14 protein-coding genes are annotated in these 19,085 nt (G+C 33.3%); 9 read left to right on the plus strand and 5 right to left on the minus strand.

The window, feature by feature from the left end:
- Window positions 1-139 precede the first annotated feature (139 nt).
- Complete coding sequence (locus B2745_RS15265) at window positions 140-2,314, minus strand: bifunctional alpha,alpha-trehalose-phosphate synthase (UDP-forming)/trehalose-phosphatase (protein WP_304068388.1); 2,175 nt, start codon at window positions 2,312-2,314, stop codon at window positions 140-142.
- A 100-nt stretch (window positions 2,315-2,414) separates the two neighbouring features.
- Between B2745_RS15265 and B2745_RS15270 the strand changes: the two genes are divergently transcribed.
- Both B2745_RS15270 and B2745_RS15275 read left to right on the plus strand, forming a co-directional pair.
- Window positions 2,415-3,515, plus strand: coding sequence for a mechanosensitive ion channel family protein (locus tag B2745_RS15270; protein ID WP_304068391.1), 1,101 nt, complete (start codon window positions 2,415-2,417; stop codon window positions 3,513-3,515).
- Window positions 3,516-3,600: 85 nt separating this feature from the next.
- Window positions 3,601-4,239: an NAD(P)H-dependent oxidoreductase gene (locus tag B2745_RS15275; protein WP_304068393.1), complete on the plus strand. Its 639-nt coding sequence runs from the start codon at window positions 3,601-3,603 to the stop codon at window positions 4,237-4,239.
- Window positions 4,240-4,298: 59 nt separating this feature from the next.
- On the opposite strand, the gene B2745_RS15280 is transcribed toward B2745_RS15275, so the two are convergent.
- On the minus strand, window positions 4,299-5,201 hold the full coding sequence (locus B2745_RS15280) for a hypothetical protein (RefSeq protein WP_304068395.1): 903 nt from the start codon (window positions 5,199-5,201) through the stop codon (window positions 4,299-4,301).
- A gap of 215 nt (window positions 5,202-5,416) precedes the next feature.
- On the opposite strand from B2745_RS15280, the gene B2745_RS15285 reads away from it, so the two are divergent.
- The 3 genes from B2745_RS15285 to B2745_RS15295 all read left to right on the plus strand — a co-directional run bounded on the left by B2745_RS15285 (window position 5,417) and on the right by B2745_RS15295 (window position 9,383).
- Window positions 5,417-6,946 carry a glycoside hydrolase family 10 protein gene (locus B2745_RS15285; RefSeq protein WP_304068398.1) on the plus strand — a complete coding sequence of 510 codons (1,530 nt, stop codon included), beginning with the start codon at window positions 5,417-5,419 and terminating at the stop codon, window positions 6,944-6,946.
- Window positions 6,947-6,948: 2 nt separating this feature from the next.
- Complete coding sequence (locus tag B2745_RS15290; protein ID WP_304068401.1) at window positions 6,949-7,962, plus strand: Gfo/Idh/MocA family protein; 1,014 nt, start codon at window positions 6,949-6,951, stop codon at window positions 7,960-7,962.
- Between the two features lie 74 nt (window positions 7,963-8,036).
- Complete coding sequence (locus tag B2745_RS15295) at window positions 8,037-9,383, plus strand: M20/M25/M40 family metallo-hydrolase (RefSeq protein WP_304068404.1); 1,347 nt, start codon at window positions 8,037-8,039, stop codon at window positions 9,381-9,383.
- Window positions 9,384-9,459: 76 nt separating this feature from the next.
- Here the strand turns inward: B2745_RS15295 and B2745_RS15300 are convergent, their stop codons facing one another.
- Window positions 9,460-9,696, minus strand: coding sequence for a hypothetical protein (locus B2745_RS15300; protein WP_304068406.1), 237 nt, complete (start codon window positions 9,694-9,696; stop codon window positions 9,460-9,462).
- A 132-nt stretch (window positions 9,697-9,828) separates the two neighbouring features.
- On the minus strand, window positions 9,829-11,712 hold the full coding sequence (gene htpG, locus B2745_RS15305) for a molecular chaperone HtpG (protein ID WP_304068409.1): 1,884 nt from the start codon (window positions 11,710-11,712) through the stop codon (window positions 9,829-9,831).
- A gap of 216 nt (window positions 11,713-11,928) precedes the next feature.
- Here htpG and B2745_RS15310 point away from each other — a divergent pair, with 216 nt between their 5' ends.
- The 3 genes from B2745_RS15310 (at window position 11,929) to B2745_RS15320 (ending at window position 15,614) form a co-directional block, all read left to right on the plus strand.
- Window positions 11,929-13,095: a hypothetical protein gene (locus B2745_RS15310; RefSeq protein WP_304068412.1), complete on the plus strand. Its 1,167-nt coding sequence runs from the start codon at window positions 11,929-11,931 to the stop codon at window positions 13,093-13,095.
- Window positions 13,096-13,271: 176 nt separating this feature from the next.
- Window positions 13,272-14,936, plus strand: a complete 1,665-nt coding sequence (locus B2745_RS15315; RefSeq protein WP_304068415.1) for a hypothetical protein — start codon at window positions 13,272-13,274, stop codon at window positions 14,934-14,936.
- A 6-nt stretch (window positions 14,937-14,942) separates the two neighbouring features.
- On the plus strand, window positions 14,943-15,614 hold the full coding sequence (locus B2745_RS15320) for a hypothetical protein (protein ID WP_304068418.1): 672 nt from the start codon (window positions 14,943-14,945) through the stop codon (window positions 15,612-15,614).
- A gap of 87 nt (window positions 15,615-15,701) precedes the next feature.
- Here the strand turns inward: B2745_RS15320 and B2745_RS15325 are convergent, their stop codons facing one another.
- Window positions 15,702-17,993 (minus strand): tetratricopeptide repeat-containing sensor histidine kinase, encoded by a 2,292-nt coding sequence (locus B2745_RS15325; RefSeq protein WP_304068421.1) that lies wholly within the window; start codon window positions 17,991-17,993, stop codon window positions 15,702-15,704.
- Window positions 17,994-18,382: 389 nt separating this feature from the next.
- On the opposite strand from B2745_RS15325, the gene B2745_RS15330 reads away from it, so the two are divergent.
- Entirely contained in the window at window positions 18,383-19,051 is a 669-nt protein-coding gene (locus B2745_RS15330) for a response regulator transcription factor (RefSeq protein ID WP_304068424.1), read from the plus strand.
- Window positions 19,052-19,085: the final 34 nt, after the last annotated feature.

Below are 19,085 nucleotides of genomic sequence, written 5' to 3' on the forward strand. Positions count from 1 at the left end.
TAAGTCAAACCTAATAATAGGTCTCAACTTCAACTACTATCGACATTGCTTACAAAATTTAAAAATCAGGTATTCACACAAGGCTTTCCGGCCTTATAGACGGCCCTCCCTAGCCACTTTTTTTTCAAGAAAAAAGTGGCTAAAAAGCGAGGAACTTTTTAAGTAAAGTACGTACCTCTTCTACGCTGTTGACATAGTAATTTGCGGCCGATACGCTACTGCCAACTTTTATAGTGATAGCGTTTTGAGGCAATTGCTGAAAGGTATCTTCATCAGTATGGTCATCACCTAAGGCCATAATAAAATCAAAATCTTTATCTAGTAAATAAGAAAAGGCTGCCTTACCTTTATTGATATCGCTACTTTTGATTTCTAAAACTTTATTTCCTGCCAATACCTGTAAACCCATTTCGCGGGTTAAGTAGCGCAGATTACTTTCTAGCTCATTAGCCCTTAACTCGCCCAAACCTTTTTCTACCTTTCTAAAATGCCATGCTAAAGAAAAGCGTTTCTCTTCTATAAAAGAACCTGGTGTACGGTCTGAGTAGGCTTCTAACATAGCTCTTACTTTGGTTTTCCAGTGGTCGGATAAACCTGGTATAGTTGCCCAACGTTGTCCATTTATTTTATACCAAGCGCCATGTTCTGCAATTAAATCAATGGTTAAATGTCCAAACCATTGCTCCAAGGTTTCATGCTTTCTACCACTTATGATTACCAGTTGATTACGAGGGTTTGTATTCAGCCTGTTTAAAAGTTCATACAATTCATCATCAGGATAAGCTTTATCAATTTCGGCTTTAAAGCCAACCAAAGTACCATCATAATCTAAAAAGAAAACTCTTTTTTGTGCTTGCTGCATTTGCCTGATAAAGGTTTCTTGTGTATGAGCATTTACACTTTTAGCTTTTCTTATACCTTCTGATACTTTAACATCTTTTAATTGATCCATAAATATCTTTACCCAATGGTGTATATCAAATTTATTAACTACATCTTTTAATGCCAGCATTCTTAATTTTTGTTCTTCTTCTGGCATCTCTAAAGCCTGAATAATGGCTCGGTACATTTCGCCCAAATTGTTAGGGTTTACGATAAGTGCATCGGTAAGTTCTTTAGACGCACCTGCCATTTCACTTAAAATAAGAACACCATTATCTTTTCTACTGGCAATATATTCTTTACTTACAAGGTTCATCCCGTCTCGCATTGGGGTAACCAAACAAATATCTGCCCTGCTGTATAAAGCAACCAGTGTTTCTACCGGGAAAGAACGATAAAAATAATGGATAGGATGCCAGGATGATGTTCTGAAACGAGCATTGATATTGCCAACCATTTTATCAATATCATCTCTAAGTTCTTTATACTGAGGTATACTATCTCTTGATGGTACAACAATCATGTGTAAAGAGATTTTTTCTATATACTCAGGATTATCTGTTAATACTTTCTCAAAAGCCATTAGGCGTTGTAAAATTCCTTTGCTATAGTCCAGTCGGTCTACAGAAAGTATCATTTTAGCGTCTTTTAAAACTTCATTATAAATAGAAATTTCTTCTTGTACTTTGTTGTCTTTTGTTAAACTTTCAAATTTTGTGGCATCAATACCCATTGGGAAAGCGTCAACCAAAACATTTCTATCAGCTACCTGAATGATATTTGCCGTTGCATGAACGGGAATAGAACGTGTTGCCGAGCTGGTAAAATGCCTTACATCATCATAAGTATGGAAACCAATTAAATCAGCCCCTAGCATTCCGTTTAACAATTCGGCCCGCCAAGGTATTAACCTAAAAAGCTCAAAAGACGGGAAAGGGATATGTTGAAAAAAGCCTATGGAAACATCTTTTAACTCATCTCTGATCAATTTTGGGAGTAGTAATAGTTGGTAATCATGAATCCAGATGGTATCTCCGGGTTTTGCTACGGCCAAAACTTGATTTTTAAATTTCTCGTTAACGGTTTGATAATAGTCCCAATATTTTTGTTCGAACTGGGCGTAGGTACTCATATAATGAAAAATTGGCCAAAGAATTTCGTTAGAAAAGCCTTCGTAATAATTAAGAATTTCTTCATCGCTTAAAAAAACTGGTAACAAGTTTTCTTTCTGAAGTAATGCTGTAACTTGGGATTTTTCGTTGTCGTCAGTAATTTCTGTACCACACCAGCCTATCCAAATATTGTCATTTTGTTTATATACAGAGCCTAAGCCGGTTGCCAGCCCTCCTTCACTCAATTTTAATTTAAAACTTTCTTCTTCTTTAGAAATTTTTACGGGTAATCTATTAGATACGATAATAATTCTGCTCATGATGATAGGGATAAAAACTTCAAAAACCTATTAAAAACAAAAACCATGCAAATAAAATTTAGCATGACTATTGCCGGTTTATCATTAAAGACGTTTTTACATGAAGAATTTAAGTAGTTATTTACAGGAAATATCTGGTTATATGCCAGCTTATGTTTGGAATTTTACTGTTTTAATTGCTGCATTTCTTATGGGTTCTGCAATAAAGCATTTGATTCTTAAAACCAGCACTTATCATCAACATAAAACAAGTTTCTCCTTCATCCAATCGGCCCTACGTTATGCCAGCAAACCTTTAAGTTTATTGTTTCCTTTGTTTGTTTTTTATTTGATGATTCCTTTGTTAAAACTAAGTTCTGTTTTTATCCAAATCATCAATAAAAGTGTAGAAATAGCTTTTATTATAGGCTTTGCCTATTTGTTAATCAATATCATTAACATTATACAAGATTTTGTTTTACACTCTTACAGCCTACAAAAAGATGATAATTTAAGAGAGAGGCGCATCCTTACGCAGCTTCAATTTATCAGAAAATTTTTTGTTGCATTTATCATCATCCTTACTATAGCTGCTGTACTTTTTAGTTTTGAGGGTATGCGAAAAATAGGTGCCGGTTTACTTACCGGAGTTGGTATAGGTGGGATTATTATTGGCTTTGCTGCACAAAAATCTTTAGGAAATTTATTGGCAGGCTTTCAGATTGCTTTTACACAGCCTATCCGTATTGATGATGTTTTGGTGGTTGAAAACGAATGGGGTAGAGTTGAAGAGATTACGCTTACTTATGTGGTCTTACATATTTGGGACCAACGAAGGTTAATTTTACCCATTAATTATTTTATTGAAAAACCTTTCCAGAATTGGACCAGAACCTCTTCTGATATTTTAGGAACGGTTTTCATTTATACAGATTATAATATCCCATTAGATGCTTTAAGACAAGAGTTTATAAGGTTATTAAACCATACTCCTTTATGGGATAAGAAAGTACAGATTATACAGGTAACAGATGCTAAAGAACAAACTATAGAAATTAGGGCTTTAATGAGTGCCGGCAACTCATCTAAGGCATTTGATTTAAGATGTTACATCAGAGAAAATTTGATTGATTTTATACAAAAAAATTATCCTGATAGCTTACCAAAATTAAGAGCCAGTTTTAGTTCAGAATCAGAAATTACATTTGCTAAAAAAGTTTAATACTATCAGAAAAGTGTCAATATTGATTGGAAAGTATACAATAAATGTTTAAACATTTATTTTTGTGTTTATAAAAATTTCAAATATGAATGCACAAGAATTGATTGATAAATTAAACTGGAGATACGCCACTAAAGCATTTGATGCTTCACGTAAATTAAGTACCGAGCAGCTTGATGTATTGTTAAGCGCTATACAACTTGCTCCGAGCTCTTTAGGCTTACAGCCATATAAAGTATTGGTGATTAGTAATCCGGAAATTAGAGAGCAACTAAAAGCAGCAGCTTATAACCAAACACAAATTACAGATGCTTCTGAAATTATTGTTTTTGCCACGTACAAAGATTTTAATTTAAGCCATGTTGATGATTTTGCCAATAATATAGCAGCTACTAGAGGCCTCCAAAAAGAGGATATACAAGGCTATGTTGATATGATGAATGGCTCGGTATCATCTAAAACCCAAGAGCAGCTGCAAATTTGGAATGCCAGACAAGCTTACATTGCGTTAGGCATTTTATTAGAAACCGCAGCTTTATTAGCTATTGATGCTTGTCCTATGGAAGGTTTTAGTGTAGAGCAGTTTGATGAAATATTAGGTTTATCAGCTTTAAACTTAACCAGTGTGGTTATTGCTGCAGTAGGTTACCGTTCTGCAGAAGATGGCTACCAACACTACAAAAAAGTAAGAAAATCTAAAGAGGATTTATTTATCAAAATTTAAGGTTTGTAAACAGAGAAGGCGGATTTTCATCCGCCTTCTCTGTTTTATATTTTTTAATATTATCTTAAGGTAAAGCCACCCCTACCCATTGTTGCACCATCTGCATATAATAAAACAGTATAGTTTCCTGGTTCAAAAGTGCTTCTGTTGGTCCAATCTAAGTTAAAACTTTTAGCTTCTCCACTAAACTCTATAGCCGTTTTATAGGTGTACTGTAACTCTTGGTTATTGGCCATAAACATGCCGCCTTCACCAATAATTAAATTTCCGGCAGGGTCTATAACTCTTAAATAAATATCATGCATGCCTTTGGTAGCAATCGGATTGGTATTGATGGTAAAGGTAATTCTAATTTTTTGTGTTGAGCTAGCTCTACTTACATCTGTTTCTTTACCGCTAGATTTAACCCTTAAAGGTATAATTTGTACATTACTTGCTTTTAAAGCCGCACCTGCTTTTACCTTATTATTTAAAGAGTCGTTTTCTTTAGATAAATTCTCAGCAAATTTACTAACTGTATTTACAGTTGATTTTAAACTGTCTCTTTCTTGTGTTAAGGCTGCATTTTTCTGTTGTAACTCGTCAATATCAGTAGTATATTTAGTTACAAAATATCTTAATTGTTTAACATCTTCACGGGCTTTGGAAAGCTCTCCTGCTGTTAATTGCCCTCTATTTAAAGCTTGTCTTAGTTGCGCAATTTTTGCTCTTAGCTCCTCATCTTTTGCTTTTAATTCTTCTGATAACTGGGTACCTGTATTGTTTGCCTGCTCAAGCTCTGTCTCTAATTTTTCTAACTCTGTTTGCAAAGCAGTACGCTCGTCACTAACGGTTACAATACGCTTATCAGATTTATTTTTCTGAATAAATAAATAAGCGTTTAAGCCTAAAAGGGCAACAATTACAGCAATAAGAAAGTAAATCTTATTGGTGTCTTTTTTCTTTTGATCTTGAGTTTCCATGTTCTCCTCTTGCGTTTACGTTAATTTTGGTTTTGTTAAGCAAATATTATTCCATCAGTAATGTTACAGCAAATACAAATGGTTTAATTTACTTTTTTGGTTTTTTTGCTAAAAATAAATGGAATTTTTAATACTACAAGTTTAAACGCTAAATTCTACCTCATTAAACGTTTCCAGATGATTATCTTTATCGTTTTGAAATTCAATCCGTATTCATGAATAAAATCCTGCTCACAACTATTTTATATTTAGTCATTAACCAAATTAGTGTTAATGCCCAGTTATTGTACAGTCCAAAAAGAGAATTTAGAGGTGTTTGGATAGCAACTGTCGTAAATATTGATTGGCCATCTAAATCTACTTTAACAAGTACCCAGCAAAAAGAAGAACTTATTCATATTTTAAATAAACATCAAGAACAAGGTTTAAATGCAGTATTTTTTCAAGTAAGGCCAGCAGCAGACGCTTTTTATGCAAAGGGTACAGAGCCTTGGTCTATGTGGTTAACCGGTACACAAGGTAAAGCACCAGAACCATTTTATGACCCCTTAGAGTTTGCCATTCAAGAATGTCATAAAAGAGGGATGGAGCTACATGCTTGGTTTAATCCTTACCGGGCAACTTTTGATAGCCAGTTTAGTAAGCTTCATAAAAATCATATTACCAATTTAAAACCAGAATGGTTTATTACCTATGCTGGTAAAAAAATGTTTAATCCGGGTTTACCCGATGTTAGGGAATACATTACTCAGGTGATTATGAATGTGGTTAAAAATTACGATGTTGATGGTATCCATTTTGATGATTATTTCTATCCTTACGCTATAAAAGGTCAAACTATTGATGATACGGATGCTTATATAGCTTATCATCATGGTATTAAAAACATAGCAGACTGGCGCCGGGATAATGTAGATCAACTGATTAAAATGGTTAGTGATAGCATTAAACATCATAAAAAATATGTAAAATTTGGGATTAGTCCGTTTGGCATCTGGAAGAACAAAAAACAAGATCCAGAAGGTTCTGAAACTAATGGTGGAGATTCTTACTATGGTTTATTTGCCGATTCTAGAAAATGGGTTAAAGAGGGTTGGGTAGATTATATTAACCCACAAATTTATTGGGCTTTTAGTACCATGGCTGCTCCTTATAATAAACTGGTTGACTGGTGGAGCAATAATGCCTACGGAAGGCACTTATATATTGGCCAAGGTGCATATCGCTTAAGCGATAATAAAGATATTGGCTGGAGAAATCCTACACAAATGCCTAGTCAAATTGTTTATAACCGTTTAAATAATAGGGTACAGGGCAGTGTATATTTTAGCTCTAAATCATTAAATACAAATCTCAAAGGCATATCAGACACTTTAAAAAGCAACTATTATCAATATCAGGCACTTCCACCTCCCATGCTTTGGTTAGATTCTGTATCACCAAGCCGACCAGAAAATTTATTAGCCGTACAAACCAACAAAAGTGTTTTGTTAAGTTGGAAATTACCTGCTAAAGCTAAAGATGGTGAGGGTGCTTACGGATTTGTGGTTTACAGATTTGAAGATAACGAGCCCTTAGATATAGATAAGGCGGCGGCTATTAAAAAAGTATTTTATGGCGCTATTACCTCTTGGGAAGACCAACAGGTTATGAAAGGAAAAAAATACACGTATGTAGTTACTGCTTTAGACCGTTTAAAGAACGAAAGCGAACATGCTATACCTGTTACTGTATCAATAAAATAATCATGGAAAGAAAAATTAGAGCCGGCCTAATGGCCTACGGAATGTCTGGTAAAGTATTTCACGCTCCTTTTTTAGACCAACATCTGGGTTTTGAATTAGTTGCTATTGTAGAACGTAGCAAAAACGAGGCAATAAAAGATTATCCGTACATTATACAATACCGAGATCACGAAAACCTCTTGGCTGATGAATCTTTAGAATTGATTGTAATAAATACACCCAATTTTACACATTATGAGTATGCTAAAGCTGCATTAAACGCGGGTAAACATATACTTATAGAGAAACCTTTGTCTGTACTAAAAGCAGAAGCAGAAGAGCTTTTTGCCTTGGCATTTAGAAAAAATTTACAGGTTTTTGCTTATCAAAATAGACGTTTTGATAGCGATTATTTATCTGTAAAAGAGGTTTTGGATAGTAAAAAATTAGGAAATATTATTGAGGCTCATTTCCGTTTTGATAGATATCGCCCAGAGGTTAGCCATAAGTTTTTTAAAGAACAAGCTATGCCTGGGGCTGGTATTCTGTATGATTTGGGTGCACATATCATAGACCAAGCCATTAGTTTATTTGGTGTGCCTGATGATTTTGTTAAAACTTATGGTAATAATCGCCCTATTACAGAGGTTGATGACTATGCTCATGTACATCTGAAATATAAAAATGGTTTAAATGTATACATCAGCACCAGTTTATTAGTTGCAAACCCTTTACCTAGCTATGTTTTACATGGTACCAAAGGAAGTTTCACTAAACACCGGACTGATGTGCAGGAAGAACAATTATTAGCTGGCATTAAGCCCTTAGATGATAACTATGGTATAGAAAAACCAAATAGCGAGGGTGTTTTAGTGTATTATGATGATGAAAATCAACAACATCAAGAATTGCTAAAAGCAAAACAAGCAAACTATATGCACTTGTTCGATCATGTTTACGAAGCTATTATTCATCAAAAACCCTATTACGTAAAACAAAATGAGATTATAGCGCAATTAAGCATCTTAGAAAAATAATATTCTTGGGCTATAAACTTATTGGCTTTTTTGAGGTTCATTATTTTAAACTCAAACACTAACCAAATAACAATATGAGAATTGCAGGGATTGTAGCCTTATTATTTGTTTTCACAGAAAGCTTTGGGCAAACTACCGTAAAAAGAGACCCTCAAATACAGCAAATGGTAGAGGAAGTATCTGCTCAAAACATAGAAATACTGGTTAAAAAACTCGCTAGTTTTGGTACCAGACATACTTTAAGTGATACCATAAGTAAAACTACAGGTATTGGTGCTGCCAGAAATTGGATTAAAAGCGAGTTTGAAAAATACAGTAAAGCATCTGGCGGTAGACTTAAAGTTGATTTTGATACTTTTATCCAACCGGCAGACGGACGTAGAATAAAACAAGATGCTGTTCTTAAAAATGTTTTGGCAACTTTGCCGGGAACAAATCCAAATGATGATCGAGTTTTCATCATTTCTGGTCATTATGACTCTAGAGCTTCTGATGTAAATGATGCTAAAAGCAAAGCCCCAGGTGCGGTAGATGATGCCTCTGGAACGGCTATTTCTTTAGAACTAGCCCGTATCATGAGTAAATACCAGTTTAGTGCCACTATTATTTTTATGGCTGCCGTTGGCGAGGAACAAGGCTTATACGGTGCCACTCATTTAGCTAAAAAAGCTAAAGCAGAGGGCTGGAATATTAATGCTATGATTACCAACGATATTGTTGGAAACACCTACGGTAGCGAAACCGATTTAAAAGATAACCGCTCTGTTAGGGTTTTTAGCGAGGGTGTGCCTGCTGTAGAAACCAAAGAACAAGCAGCCCTAAGAACTTCTGTAGGTGGGGAAAACGATAGTCCGGCCAGGCAGTTTTCTCGTTATGTGAAAGAAATTGCAGAACGTTATGTAGACCAACTAGATGTTAAGCTTATTTACAGAAGAGACCGTTATTTAAGAGGAGGAGACCATACGCCTTTTTCTTTAGAAGGTTTTACTGCTGTTAGGTTTACAGAAATGAATGAAAATTTTGATAGACAGCATCAAGATATTAGAACAGAAAATGGTAGAGATTACGGTGATTTACCAGAGTTTGCAGATTATAATTATATCCAGAAAGTTGGTAGGATGAATTTAGCTGTACTGGCAAATATTGCTAAAGCACCCTCAGAACCTCAAAATGTGGGTATTTTAACTAGTGATTTAACCAATAAAACCACCCTAAAATGGGAAGCACCTAAAAGCGGAAATGCAGCTGGTTATTATATTTTGATGCGTGAGACGACTTCAGCTTTTTGGGAAAAGAAATTTTATGTGAATTCCACCCAGCACACTTTACCATATTCTAAAGACAATTACTTTTTTGGTGTACAGGCTGTAGATGCTGATGGACATGAAAGTGCCATTGTGTTTCCGAAACCGGTGAGGTAAAACTTAAATAGCTTCTTAAAACAGCGCTAGCAGGTGTTATATACCTGCTAGAGATTGTTATCATGATAAATGTGTTCTACTCCTCCGTTTGCGGATGAGTAGGCTTTTGATCTAATTTAGGTTCGTTCTCCAAACCTTCATATTGTTCATCTTCATCGCCGTTTTTCTCTTTATAACTCCCCTCTCCTTTATCGTCTAAGTTTTCTTTACGGCGTTCTGATTCTTTAAGAGCTCTTTCTGCTTGTTCTTTAACTCTTTTATCTAAATGATCTTGGTTAGGACCAGATTCCCAGTGTTTTTCTTGCGTTTCCATAGTTGCTTATTTTTAGATGTATAAAACAAAATCTTTGCCATGTTATTTTTTTACATGGCCAACAAACATCATATAAAATAAAAAAAGCTTCCCTATGGCTAAGGAAGCTTTTATAGTGTATTTAGGAATCTCTTAGATTAAAGAAACACTTCTGTTTACAAAAGCTGTTAAATCTGCTCCGGTTAATAAACCTTGTGATAATAAAGCTAAATCAAATGCTTGTTTTGCTAATTCGGCTTGTGTACTTTCATCTTCTGCTTGTAAAATCTTACTTACCAGTTTATGATTTCCGTTGATAGCAACTTTGTAACTATCAGGCATGTTGCCATAAAAGCTCATTCCACCACCCATAGCAGCCATATCTTTCATACGACGCATAAACTCGTCCATCGTAACAGTAACTGGCAATTCTTCTGGGTTCATAGCCTCAATATTTACCTGATAAGCTGGTTTGTTGATAGCTTTTTCAAATATCTCTTTAACTTTTTTAGTTTGATCTTCGCTTAAAGCGTGTTCAAGTTTTTCGCCTTTATCAATTAATTTATCGGCAACATCAGCATCAACACGTTTTAATTGAACTTTTTCTAGCTTATGCTCTATATGGCTTACAAAATGATTATCAATAGGAGTATCCATCAATAATACATCGTAATTTTTCTTTTTAGCTGATTGTATAAAAGCATCTTGCTTGGCGGGGTCTATGGTGTATAAATAAACCACATTACCATCTTTATCTGTTTGTGTTGCTTTAACTTTTTCTTTGTATTCTTCTAAAGTAAAGTATTGGTTATCGGTATTTTTAAATAAGCCAAAGTCTTTTGCTTTTTCGTAAAACTTCTCTTCGCTTATCATTCCGTATTTTACGAAAATGCCAATATCGTTCCATTTTTGCTCGTAAGCAGGGCGGTCTTTTTTGAAGAGTTCGGCAAGTTTTTCGGCAACTTTTTTAGTGATATAGCTATTGATTTTTTTAACATTTCCATCGGCTTGTAAGAAACTTCTAGAAACGTTTAGCGGAATATCTGGCGAGTCTATAACGCCATGTAATAGCATCAAAAACTCTGGCACAATATCTTTTACTTCATCTGTAATAAAAACTTGTCTGCTAAACAATTTGATTTTATTACGTTGAAACTCTACATCATTTTTAAGTTTAGGGAAGTATAAAACACCGGTTAAATTGAAAGGATAATCAACATTTAGATGAATCCAAAATAGCGGGTCTTCTGAAAAAGGATAAAGCTCTTTATAAAATTGCAGGTAATCTTCGTCTTTTAAATCGGCAGGTGCTAAAGTCCAAATAGGTTTAGCGCCGTTGATGATGTTTTCTTTCTCTACTGATTTATATTGTGGCTTACCGTCTTTATCTTCTCCGTCTGGTTCGCTTTCTGTTTTAGTGCCAAAAACAAGCTTGGTTGGTAAAAATTTAAAGTATTTATCTAATATTTCTTGAAGCTTGTATTTACTTAGGAACTCTTCAGAATCAGCGTTGATATATAAAATCACATCAGTACCGCGGGTGGTTCTTGTGCCTTGGGCAATTTCAAACTCTGTACTTCCGTCACAAATCCAGCTGGCAGGTTCTGCACCATCCTGATAAGAAAGGGTTTGAATTTCTACTTTTTCTGCCACCATAAAGGCCGAGTAAAATCCTAAACCAAATTTTCCGATAATTTCATTAGCGTCTTTTGCATCTTTAAACTTCTCTACAAATTCTGTAGCACCAGAAAAGGCAATTTGGTTGATGTATTTTTTAATCTCTTCGGCAGTCATCCCTATCCCATTATCACTAATGGTAATGGTTTTCTTTTTTTCATCAAAAGCTACCTCAACCTGAAGTTCTCCTAACTCTCCGTTATATTGCCCAAGTGAAGCTAATCTTTTAATTTTCTGTGTAGCATCAGAAGCGTTTGATACTAATTCTCTTAAGAATATCTCATTATCCGAATACAAGAATTTTTTAATAATCGGAAAAATATTCTCGGTGTGGATTGAAATGGTTCCTTTTTCTTGCATGATATGTTTTGTTTTATCTATTTACAGTTTATAATAGCCACCTATCAATGCTTGTTCCAAAGCTATGTGGCGTGTCAAGATGACAGTAGCTTAGCTAAAATTGCTGTATAAATTAAGTTTAGAAAATAAAATCTTATAAATAGAATACTACAAATGCGTTATTGAAATAGTAGTTAAATAGGGGAATTTTTGAGGTAATCAAATCTCAAAAAAAAAATGAAAAAATTATTAATAATTGCATTTAGTTTGCTGGCTACAGGCTTATTTGCGCAAAGTATTAACCCTAAGCAGTATGCGGTTATAAAAGGAGATCTTTTAAGAGGAAAGCCTATTAATTACATCCCTTATGTAAATAACGATAATATGTTATTTACGCCTAACGGAGATTATTTATTTCTTGTTAACGCTCAAGAAAAGGAAGAAGGTAGGCTTATAGTGTACTCATTAAAACTAAAAAGTGAAGTAAAAGTATTCAAAATCAAGAAAACAGGTCTTTATTCATTTTATGGTAAAGTTGTTTGCAACCCAGAGAATACAAATCAATTAGCGGTAGTACTTAGTAAAGGCGAAGTAAGAGTAATTAATAATTGGCAAACTGCACCAGAAGATGTCTTACTTCAAAAACCTGGTGAGCACTCTGTAGCTATAAACGCTTATGTAGAAATGGGACAAATAGCATTCTCTAGGGATGGAAAAAGCTTATTTTTTATAGAGAACAAAACCAAGGCATTAATAGATGAAAACGAAGTTGTAAAATCTGCAGACTTATCTACTGGTAAAATAACGGTTAAAAAACTTCCTGATGGAAAATCTCCATACATAGCCTACCACGTAAGTACTTTTATTGGTTTGGATGAGATAATAGTTTTCAATAAACCAACCAAAACCCAACCCGGTAATATAGAAATATATGATTTGACAGCTAACAAATTTGTAAGGAAATTTGAATGTGCAAGTGGTTTTAAAAGTTCTATGGGTAGCCCTCGTATTATTTCCTGTAATTATGAAGGTTATCAATTAAACTTACAAACTGGTGAGAAAGATGAAACTATTAAAAGGATTAAAAAATCTTTAGAGGGAGAGGATACAAGTTTGGATATACATTATGCCCCAGGAAAAGGCTATGTAGTTGCTTACCTTTATTACTGGGAGAGAAGAAAAGAGACTGCAACAACCATAACAACGAGTACTAAAACAAAGACAGGTTTGTTCTTTTTTGACCTTGATGGAAATAACGTAATGGGTAATTTCCCTGCTTTAAATGCTACAATTCCAAATACTGGCGTAAGAAATTATCAAATATCGCCAAATGGAAAGTACATTATTTTTAACCATGATGATAAGGATTCTAGTAATGAACGTTTAGTAATTGCTACTTTATAGCAGATTAATATCAAATATTTTGATTCAAAAAGCTGTTCTCTTCATATTTAGAGCAGCTTTTTTTATTTAATGTATTTACTTCCCAACAGTTTAATATAACAACAAATACTACATATGTATTATTGAAGCCCATAACATTTTGTTGAACTTTTGAGATAATCAAATCTCAAAATAAAATGAAAAAATTACTACTTATTGCATTGATGGTTGTAGCAGGAAGCTCGGCATTTGCACAATTAAAAGTAAGCACTAAAAGCTTAGATTTAGAATCTCAAAACAAACATAAAGGCTGGAAAATTATTGATGCTGGTGTTGATGAACAATCTCAAAAAACTTATATTAAGTTTTCACAAGCTGTGTGTGATGCGTCTAGCGGATTTAACACCATCACTTTTAAAGGTGTGAAATGGAATATTGATAAATTAAATTTCGATAGTGATTTTAATTATATCAATACCGAAAAAAACAACTATTCTAACACAGAGGAAGCCTTAAAGAACAATGAAATTGTTTTAGGTAGAAAATATCAAGTTTTGATGAATAACATTACCAATTTAGCCGGAGGTATAGCCATGCCCTCAGGCCCAATTGATAATTCTTACATGTTTCAAAATATCATTTCGGGTACTTCTGGTTTAACAGGTTTTAAGCTTGGCGTTTCTTATATAGGTTTAAAATTAAATGCTGAAGTAGGTAAAACTGGTGGAGGCTTTTGCTCAGAAAATGCCACAGTTTATAAAGTTAGTGCTACAGATGTTAAAGAAGCTAAAGGGCAACTTTGGATACCCATGTTTAATCATCCTGTACCCAATGAAGGAAATGTATTATTTAATACCGGTAATGTAAATCCAGACCCTACAAAAACACATAATGTTTTTAGAAAATACAATGCAGAAGCACAAATCTTAAAAGAGAAGGTATTTACTTTTGATTATCAATGCTTAGTTTATGGAAAAGAGATAGAAATCGCCCCAGGTAAATTTGATTATGTTTTTTTGACCAGACCAATCAATTATAAGAAATCTCCAGGTAAACTTGTGCCTGCTAACCAGTATGAATACATCAGAGTTGATGGAATAACTTACGAAACCAAAGAACAATTAACCATTACGGCACCAAACTCTCAATGGAACATTACCCAAGTTTTAGAAAAAAACGGAGCTGTTTATTTGTTTGGCGAGGCAGGAAAAGCTCATAACATTTATGCAGATTTTACTGTACCTAAAGCCGAGGATTATCCAAATGTACAAATTGCGAAAATAGAAGGTGGTAAACTAGCCTACGTGAAATGCATTACTCAACAAAATATACAAGCGGCTTTAGTAAATGTAAACGGAGAGAAGGTGAAGCCAGAATTATGCTTTAGAGTTACAGATTTACAAATGGATGTAATTAACGGTAAGTTTATTTACAGCGGCCAAATTTATATAGGAGCCCAACGTGAGAACGCTTTGATTAATGCAATATTTAACCAGAATGGAGATTTAGAAAAATACATAGTTAAAGAGGCTGATTATTCTAAAGGATATTTTACTTTTTCTAAAGACAAAAATACCATGTATTGGATTATACAAGATGTAACCGAATATAATAAATGGGATAAAAAAGCTGGAACTATTACTCCAAAAGAATCTAAGCAAGTGATTACTGCACCATCAGTTATCATTTATGATATGGCTAGTAAAAATATCAAATATGAATCGTTAAAAAATGAAAGTTGGGGATTGAAATTTAACGATACGATACTTTTAGACCATGATGATAAAGTATTGCTATTAGGTGCCAACATCACTAAAAAGGCTAAAGAAAGCGAAGTTGTATTTGTAACTATTCAAAAATAATTAGCCATGAAGAAGCTCATTCTAACATTAGCTTTTATATTTTTTATGATAAAAGCTCAAGCACAAGACGACCAGTTTTATATTGGTATTTACCAGATGACTAAAGCCAATGCAGTATCAAAATCTGGAGATGTTAAGTTTAATGCCAATAAATTGATTTTCAAAATAGATTGGATTAGTGACGAATCATCATGGCTAACTTTAGATTTATCTGCTTTACCTAATATTGATTGGGGCGGTAGCGTAGCGCCTCCAGAAACTTTTCATGGTGCTTTGGCCGAAATAGATTTTGGTTGGTATTTTAATCCCAACAAACCTATAAAAATTGTAGGTTCTAGAACCTATATGGGTTTAGGTATTATTGGAGGATATAAATATGGTGGTTTAGGAAGTATTGGCATTACTTTTCCGGGCTTAAGCTTCTCGGCTTTAACCAAAGTAAATTCTAAAATTGTGGTGAATACTAAGTACCAATATTCGTTTTACTGGAATAATACCGATAGTGAGTACAGTGCCAGAAATACCAAGCTGAGTTTTGATGCTACTTACAAATTAACTGATAAGTTTGGATTAACTGTAAGCCCTAATTTTAATACTTATACCACAGAAACCGGAGTAAACAATTTGGTAAAAGGAACCTATAAATCAGTTGATTTTGGTTTTAGTTTATTTTGGTAAAACTTTTGCCCTACCTATAATTTAAGAGGCTATTTCCTACATTTGCTTGTAAAAAGCATAGGAGATAGCCTCTTTTTTATGGAGCAACTAGGCTAATGGAATATTTATTTTAACTGTAGTTCCTTTAGGTTGATTTGCTACATACTCAAATCTGCCTTTTAAGTAATCTATTCTTACTTTAATATTTTTAAGCCCTAGCCCCTCCATTCCTGAGCTATTAGCATAATTAAAGCCAACGCCATTATCCGTTACTTCAACAAAGATTTCGGTTGCTGTTTTTTGTAAAAAAATCTTTAGATGAGTAGCTTCTGCATGTTTTATTACATTATTTATCAATTCTTGTATTACACGGTATAAAATAACTTCTTCGCTATATTCTAATTGGTCAGAAAAACCTTGAGTTTCAAAACTTATCTTTAAACTATCTTCATCTATTTTTTGAATAAAGCTCTTAATATCTGTAGCAATACCAGATTTTAGTAAAAAGTTAGGCATCATTTTATGACTTATAATCCTAACTTCATTACAGCTCTCATCTACCAAAGCCATGGTTTTCTCTGCTAAAAACAAATCTTCCTTTTTGTGGATGTCTAATCTATCCATCAAGCCATTTAAGTTCATTTTAACCGCACTAAACATTTGTCCTACACCATCGTGTAAATCACTGGCAATTCGTTTTCTTTCATTTTCTTCTGCATCAATTACAGCTTTAGTAATTACCTCGCGTTGTGCCGCTTTTTCTGCGGCTAGTATAGCTTCTTGTTTTAGCTGTTGCCTACGATAAATGGCATAACCAATAAATAACAATAAGAAAGCACTAATTGACACAATAATAATAGTCGTATTTTTCTTGTTTATTTCTAATTGCTTTTGCCTTAATTCTAACTCTTTTAAAAGAGCTTCTTTTGATAATTCGCTAATTTTCTTTGATTTTTCAGAAGCTTCTATTCTGTTTGTAAATAATGCTTGTTTTTGACTAAGCAAGGTTAAACTATCTCTAACAATGCGTAAACCTGCGGTAGATAGTGCTAATTTTTGTTGCGCTAGTTTAAATAAGTTCTTACTAATGGTTAAGGATTTTATAGAATCAGTTTTATTTAACAAATTAATTCTAAACTCTTTTTGGTTAGTATCAAACAATGTTTGTAATTCTAAGAGTTTGTTATTAGAAGATATATTTGTGTAAAAATCTTTTGCTAGAATTTGAGAATCTTGATAAAGAAATGCCTTTTCAAAATCGTTTTTTAGCTTATAGAGGTTGGCAATAGACTCATAAACTTGTGCTTTGTACACTTCAAATTCACTGTGTTTTTTTACAATCGCTAACGCTTTAAATAAGTTTTCTAAAGCAGTTTCTAATTGTTTTTCTTTAACCAATAAATCAACAGAATTTACATAATTTAGCAGTATAGCTTCCTTTAAATCGTACTTTAAGGCGTAATCAATGCCTAGTTTAAAATATTTAGCTGCATTTTTTAAATCGTCAGTATTAGCATAGCAACTTCCCAAAGTATTTAAGCTTAGTGCATAAACATTTTTATTTTTGTTGTTTGATAAAGCAATCAGTTCTAAATATTGAGGTATAGCCTCTTTATATTTTTTTTGATCGTTTAGTATAGCTAGTTGATTGTTTCGAGCTAGAATTTGTAAGCCAATATCTCCAGATTTATCTGCTATATCTTTGGCTTTTTTATAGTAGTTAGTGGCGATATCAAAGTTCTTTTTATAATAATTAATCTCTCCAATGTTTAAGTAGGTATTGCCAATGTTTCTTTTCTCTCCTATTGCTAAATAGATATTTTGAGCTTTAAAATAGTATTCGAGTGCTTTATCATAGTCTTTTTTAATCAGCAGTTTTGCCCCAAGGTTATTTAAACATCCTGCTTGATTTAATTTGTCTCCCGCTTTCTCATAAATACTTAAAGCTTTTTCTAATGCTTGAATTGCTTTGTTATTATCTAGTAAAGTACCGTAAACAAAAGATAAATTAATGTATCCTCTGGCTGTTTCTCTATAAATATTATTTTCCTCACCATATTTTATACCTGTTAAGTAATAGCTTAAAGCTGTTTTAGGTTTTGATGTTAACTCATATAAATAGCCTAATTCATTATATCCGTAAACAACTAATAAATGATTTTTATTCTTCTTAGCCAGATTAATTCCATTCATAAAATTATTTGTTGCGCCAGCAGAATCTTCTACATTGATATATGATAAGGCTAATTTGTAATAAGTTTTAACTTTATTAGAATCGGATTTGATGATAGTAATTACCCTTTTAAGACTATCAATTTTTACATTTTGAGCTTTAGCTACTGTACTAAATGCGGTAGCCAAAGCAGCTACTAATAGGAATAATAATTTTAAGTTTTTCAAAATATGAAGCCATAAATTTCAGGTAAATAAGTAATAATTTTAATTATTTCAAAATTAAATTCATTAACAATGAATTTTAGGTTAGTGCCTTTTATAAACTATCTTAGGGTTAGAGCTTAACAATATAATAAACTTAGCGCTATGTAAGTTTATCTAATAATGGCGTTTCTATTTAAGACGACGATTAATAATCTCCTTAATTCATTTAATAATACTACATCTGTACTATTTTTACTAAGCTATTTTATGGCTTAATTTGATATTTAATTAGGAAACACATTGTTGATGATGAAGATTAATAATGCAATGTTAAAACTCAATTTTTATTAATTGTTGAGGTTTGATGGGAGGTTGCATGTAAGTGCAGCCTTTTTTAATAATTTTAGCTTATGAAAAAGATACCCATTGCCATTGTAGATGATAAGCGATTACTTAGAAATGCTTTAAAAGACCAAATCAATTTTTCTAATGCTATTGAAGTGCTTTTTATAGCTGAAGACGGTGTTGATTTTTTGAAACAGATGGAGGAGCGGGCTCCAAGCGAGCGCCCCCTGGTGGTAATGATGGATATTGAAATGCCTAGGATGGATGGTTTAGAAACTGTATTAATTGCCAAGCAAATATATCCAGATGTGCAATTTATTATGCTTACTGTTTTTGATGATGAAAACAAAATTTTTGAAGCTATTAAAGCTGGCGCCTGTGGTTATTTGTTAAAAGATGAGAAAATTCCTGTTATTATTAAATCTATAAAAGATGTGATTGAAGATGGAGCTGTACCTATGTCTGCTACAGTAGCCAGAAAAACATTGTTGATGATTAAACAAGTTCCAGAAAAAGAAACTACTCAAACACAAAATTCTGAATATCAATTATCTACAAGAGAAATGAGCATCCTAGAATTGATAGTAGATGGTTTAAACTATCAAGAAATTGCAGAAAAACTGTTTATTAGCCCGCATACCGTACGTAAACATATTGCAAACATTTACGAAAAGTTGCATGTTTCTAACAAAACCGCAGCTATAAAAATAGCATTAAAGAAAAAATGGTTCTAACCTGTTTTTCTTCCTTCATTAGATTTTCTAGTAG

This window comes from Pedobacter glucosidilyticus, assembly GCF_002483235.1.
In the GTDB taxonomy this organism is placed as follows: domain Bacteria; phylum Bacteroidota; class Bacteroidia; order Sphingobacteriales; family Sphingobacteriaceae; genus Pseudopedobacter; species Pseudopedobacter glucosidilyticum_B.